This is a genomic window from uncultured Anaerovibrio sp. (assembly GCF_947302755.1).
Taxonomy (GTDB): domain Bacteria; phylum Bacillota; class Negativicutes; order Selenomonadales; family Selenomonadaceae; genus Anaerovibrio.
In genome coordinates, this window is sequence record NZ_CAMYWM010000156.1 from 1 (window position 1) to 4,976 (window position 4,976).

6 protein-coding genes are annotated in these 4,976 nt (G+C 43.6%); 5 read left to right on the forward strand and 1 reads right to left on the reverse strand.

Annotation, left to right across the window (positions count from 1 at the left end; all coding sequences use genetic code 11):
- The coding region (locus tag Q0Y54_RS11590; RefSeq protein WP_297968089.1) for an Hpt domain-containing protein at positions 1–665 on the forward strand (665 nt) is incomplete at its 5' end.
- Between the two features lie 90 nt (positions 666–755).
- On the opposite strand, the gene Q0Y54_RS11595 is transcribed toward Q0Y54_RS11590, so the two are convergent.
- On the reverse strand, positions 756–1,778 hold the full coding sequence (locus Q0Y54_RS11595) for an AI-2E family transporter (RefSeq protein WP_297968091.1): 1,023 nt from the start codon (positions 1,776–1,778) through the stop codon (positions 756–758).
- Positions 1,779–2,221: 443 nt separating this feature from the next.
- On the opposite strand from Q0Y54_RS11595, the gene Q0Y54_RS11600 reads away from it, so the two are divergent.
- The 4 genes from Q0Y54_RS11600 to Q0Y54_RS11615 all read left to right on the forward strand — a co-directional run bounded on the left by Q0Y54_RS11600 (position 2,222) and on the right by Q0Y54_RS11615 (position 4,905).
- Complete coding sequence (locus Q0Y54_RS11600; RefSeq protein ID WP_297968094.1) at positions 2,222–3,457, forward strand: aminopeptidase; 1,236 nt, start codon at positions 2,222–2,224, stop codon at positions 3,455–3,457.
- Between the two features lie 96 nt (positions 3,458–3,553).
- Entirely contained in the window at positions 3,554–4,249 is a 696-nt protein-coding gene (locus Q0Y54_RS11605; protein ID WP_297968097.1) for an AzlC family ABC transporter permease, read from the forward strand.
- Positions 4,246–4,572: an AzlD domain-containing protein gene (locus tag Q0Y54_RS11610; protein ID WP_297968100.1), complete on the forward strand. Its 327-nt coding sequence runs from the start codon at positions 4,246–4,248 to the stop codon at positions 4,570–4,572. The genes Q0Y54_RS11605 and Q0Y54_RS11610 overlap by 4 nt, the downstream gene beginning before the upstream one ends.
- A gap of 156 nt (positions 4,573–4,728) precedes the next feature.
- Positions 4,729–4,905 (forward strand): type II toxin-antitoxin system HicA family toxin, encoded by a 177-nt coding sequence (locus Q0Y54_RS11615; protein ID WP_297968102.1) that lies wholly within the window; start codon positions 4,729–4,731, stop codon positions 4,903–4,905.
- Positions 4,906–4,976: the final 71 nt, after the last annotated feature.

The window sequence follows — 4,976 nt, forward strand, 5'->3', positions numbered from 1 at the left end:
AGCAATGCTTAATTAAATATTTACCGCCTGAGAAGGTTAAGTACCAGGACAATGTGCCAGCACAAGTGGTGGGGGAAGTATCCTTGCCGGAATGGCTATTGTCAGTACCTGGCTTGGATACGGAAAGTGGAATAAAGCATTGTGGCAGTGTGGAGGCCTATTTATCGGCTCTTACGGTATTTGCAGAATCATTGCCAAGAGTGGCGGAGGAAATTCAGCAATTCTTTGCTACATGTGAATGTGATAATTATACAACCAAGGTTCATGCGCTAAAAAGTACCGCCAGAGTAGCGGGATTAAATGAGCTGTCTGAAAGGGCCAGAAGACTTGAGGATGCCGGTAATAACGGTTATATGGATGAACTTACTGCTGATACACCAGTATTATTAGCTCTTTGTCAGGACTATGCCAAGGCACTGGCTCCATTAACAGAAAAATCTGAGCCAGACGAAGAAAATAAGGCGGCAATATCTGATGCAGAGCTAAAGGAGGCTTGGGAAACCATTGGCGATATTATCCAAACCTTTGATTATGATAATTTGATGTATTTATTAGGTGAGTTGGCAGGCTATAAACTGGAGGAGAAGGACCGTCAAAAGCTTCAGTTGTTACAGGAGGCTGCTCAGGTGCCTGACTGGGAGCGGCTAAAGGAGCTCATAAAATAGAAGCTGCAAAAGTAAAATATAAAAGGATGAAAGCCTGCTAATTTACTAATTTATTAAATCAGCAGACCTTCATCCTTTATTTTTCCATATTTAATTTTTGGTTGAGTCCTTTAATTCCTGTTCACTTTGATATATATCAAGAATTATGTGTTTTACTACCACCAGGCAGGGAACTGCCAGAAACATTCCTGCAGTTCCAAGAATTTCCCCACCAAAGACTACGCTGAGAATAGTGGTAATGGGGTGTAAATCCAGGGCCTTGCCCACGATATTGGGATAAATCAGGTTATGATTTATTTGGGTCATTATCAGATAGAAGCAGATGGTTTGGATAATCAGGTATGGGGCCTCGGTGGCCGTCAGCATTACCCCGAAAATGGAGGCAACCGTTGGGCCCAGAACCGGTACGAATTCACATACTCCACTTAATACGGCAAATACAGAGGCGTATTTTACTTCCATTATTGTAAAATAGGTGTACACTATTACACCGGTGATGCAGCTCATGAGAAGTTGGCTGCGGATATAAATCTGCAGGGAATGCAATATGGCGTTGAACAGGTGAAAAACCCTGATCCTGTCTCTGTGGGGAAATAGACCGGCGAAGAAATGCAGGATACCTCGTCCATCCTTTAACATGTAAAAGGTAACAAATATTATAATTACAAAATCAATAATCTTGTTGAAGGTGGATACAATAATTCTAAGGGATTCCCGCAGCAGATTGGAGCCCATGGAGGCCATTTCACCCCACATATTATCTAAACTGCTGTTGATGGAGGGAATATCCATATCCTGAAGAAATTGTATTTGCTGGATTCGGGCGGCAAGAACCGGTAAATCCTTGATAAAGCTGGAAAAGGTCGGTATAAAGGAAACGTATACCACCTTGGCCAGTCCGAATAAAATCAGCAGAAAAATAAATAAGGCCAAGCCCGCAGCCAGGCCCCGTGGTATTTTCTTGGCCAAACGATTGACGGGCCATACTAATAATAAATGTATCAGCAGGGATATGAAAAAAATAAAGGCGAAGGACGGAAAAAACCAAAAGCCGGAGGTTATAGTGATATACACAACGGCCAGAATTATAGATGTTTGACGGGCAGAAATCATAGATTGCCCCTCCTTATATTTATTATTATGAACACTTAGTGAGCACAAGCCTACGGCGCAGTGGGAACTTAGTGTTCGTTGTAAGGGCGTGTGGACAACGTCAGGTGTCCAGTAAGTTTACTATGAAATCTTAGCGAATCAAATCCGAAGGATGCAGATAAGCTTTAGATTTCGTTGTAAGGGCGTGTGGACAACGTCAGGTGTCCAGTAAGTTTAATACGTTGATATTATAACCCAGTACAACATATTTTTGTAGAATAATTTTCAGCTGGATACAGATGAAGCCATGAAATACGGCCTGAATAAGTATTCATTTTAAAATTATAACTATTATTTGATTTTTGTATCATTTAAGTAGTGTTCATTCAACATTAGGTTGCATGATAGGGAATTTCGTTATAGAATGATTTAAAATGTTAATTTAAGCTGCAAGGAGAAATTGTATGGACAAGCTTTTAAATAAATATGCAAAATTAGTGGTTAAGACAGGTGTCAATCTGCAAAGGGGCCAGCTGCTGGTCATCAACTCACCCATCGAGTGTGCCGATTTTGCCCGTCGGGTGGCCAAGGCCGGCTTTGAGGCCGGATGCTCCGATGTGAAGATTAACTGGAGCGATGAGAAATTTTCACGCATCCGTTTTGATGGTGCTGCCAATGAAATTTTTGATGAGTTCCCTCAGTATCGTTACGATATGTTCATGAGCTTCAAGAAAAAGGGAGCAGCTATTATTTCTATACATGCCTCTGATCCTTCTATTTTTAAGGGAGTGGAGCAGGATAAGCTGCGCCGTGCCCAGATGGCTGCGGGGCAAGCCCTGTTGGAATATCGGGGAGCCATTATGAACAATGAGCTTCGCTGGTGTGTGGTTTCCATTCCAACTCCGGCCTGGGCCTCCAAGGTTTTCAAGGAGGCTGCAAATGAGGAGGAGGCAGTTGCCAAGCTATGGCAGGCTATTTTCAAGGCCGTGCGTATAGATGAAGATAATGATCCTATTGAAGCGTGGAATAAACATACTGCTTTTATGAAGCGGGCTACCGATTTCCTCAATGGACAAAAGCTGGTGTCCCTGTACTACAGAAATGGATTGGGAACTGATCTGATGGTAAAACTCCCCAAGGGACATATTTGGGCCGGTGGTGCGGAAATCGCCGCTGATAAGGTGGAATTTGTGGCCAATATGCCCACGGAGGAGGTATATTCCCTGCCGGACCGCAACGGCGTGGATGGTGTGGTGTACGCCTCTAAGCCCCTTATTTATCAGGGAAATGTTATTGATGGTATTCGCCTTGTATTTAAGGAAGGCAAGGTGGTGGAATACAGTGCCGCCAAGGGCCAGGATGTTCTAAAGCAGCTCCTGGATACCGATGAGGGGGCCAAGCATCTGGGGGAGGTGGCCTTGGTGCCCTATGACTCTCCTATTTCCAACAGCGGTATCCTTTTCTACAATACCCTGTTTGATGAAAATGCGGCCTGTCATTTGGCCTTTGGCAAGGCCTATCCTACCTGTCTTGAGGGCGGTGACGGGATGGATACGGTGGAGCTTTTGCAGCATGGTGTAAATGATTCTTTGGTGCATGAGGATTTTATGATCGGTACAGAGGATATGGAAATCGTAGGTACAAAGGCAGATGGAAGTACAGTGCAGATTTTCACCAGGGGCAATTTTGTTGAATTTTAAATCGCATACGACATTTTAGGTATTAAATGTTTTAATAACATTTAAAAGATGTTATTAAAATATTATTATCATTTTATTGGGGAGGAAAATCTATTTATGGGTGAGTATTTTAATAAACAGGTTTTCAAGGCTGTCTGGCCAATATGCTTCGGGTATATACCTTTGGGCGTGGCCTGCGGTATATTGGGAGAAAAGGTGGGGCTGGATGCTTTCTTGATGGCCATGATGTCTATTTTCCTCTTTGCCGGCAGTGGCCAGTTTATTGCTCTTGCCATGATTGGCGCTGGGACGGCCATCATTCCCATTGTGATTACTGTAGGCATTGTAAATCTGCGTCATATGCTGTACGGACTCATTCTCAATCAGCATATTTCCAAGGAATCCCTGCTCTATCGTATGATTTATGCCCAGGAAATAGTGGATGAAACCTTTGCTGTGAATAGCATTGAGTTTCAGAAGCGAGATAGTGAATGGAATCCTAAAAAAGCAGCAGGCCTAAATTTTCTGGCTCACATGAGCTGGATGCTGGCCACAGTGGCCGGGGTGCTGCTGGGCAGTGCAGTGTATATTGATACCGGCCTTGTAAGCTATGCCCTTATTGCCATGTTTATTGGCCTTTGGTCATTTCATTTTAAATCCGCCAAGCTAATTGGTATTGGTGTGTTGGGCGGGGGCTTGGCCCTTTTGCTGTCATTGTGGCTGGACAATATGCTGAATGTGGTGGTGGCCACCGTGGTGGCCGCCATTGTGGGCGCCGTAATCGACAATGGTGAGGGGGTAGAGAAGAAATGAGCTATACAGATATTTTGCTCTGCATACTCGGGCTGTTTTGTTCCTCCTATATTTCCCGTATCCTGCCCCTGGCCGTACTGGGACGACGCCCACTGCCCACCTTTTTGTCCCTGTGGCTGAAATATGTACCAACAGCCGTATTTGGGGCCCTGATTTTTGTGTCAGTTTTTGGTGACGCCCATAGCGGCTTCCGTTTTAGCTGGTCCAATGTGGAATTTTTGGCGGCAATTCCGGTGCTGATTGTGGCGGCCAAGACAAGGAATCTGGCCTATAGCATAATAGTGGGCCTGGCCGGGTATTGGATATTGCAAAATTATATGTAATAAGCTTTGCGAGCAGGATTAAGGTGGCAATCATTAAATTATTTGAACAATGGCGTTATAAATATGGTTGGAATTATGGCAACAATATACGGCTATACTTATTTTATTGAAATTACGTAAAAGACGTATTATAATTATGTGAGGGAGGAGCTTGAATTGAAACGCAAAGATTTGATTAAAAGGCTCAAAGCTGCTGGTTTTTATAAGGCACGCGATGATGGTGACCATACTATTTACAAAAAGGATGGTTGTCGTCCTGTTCAGGTTCCTAGACATAACGAAATAAATGAGTATACTGCGAAAGCAATATTAAAGATTGCTGGGCTTTTATAACGAGCTTTAAGATGTGCCCCACCTCTTTAGGTGGGGGAAAACAAACTACAACAGCTGGCGAGCATATCTCC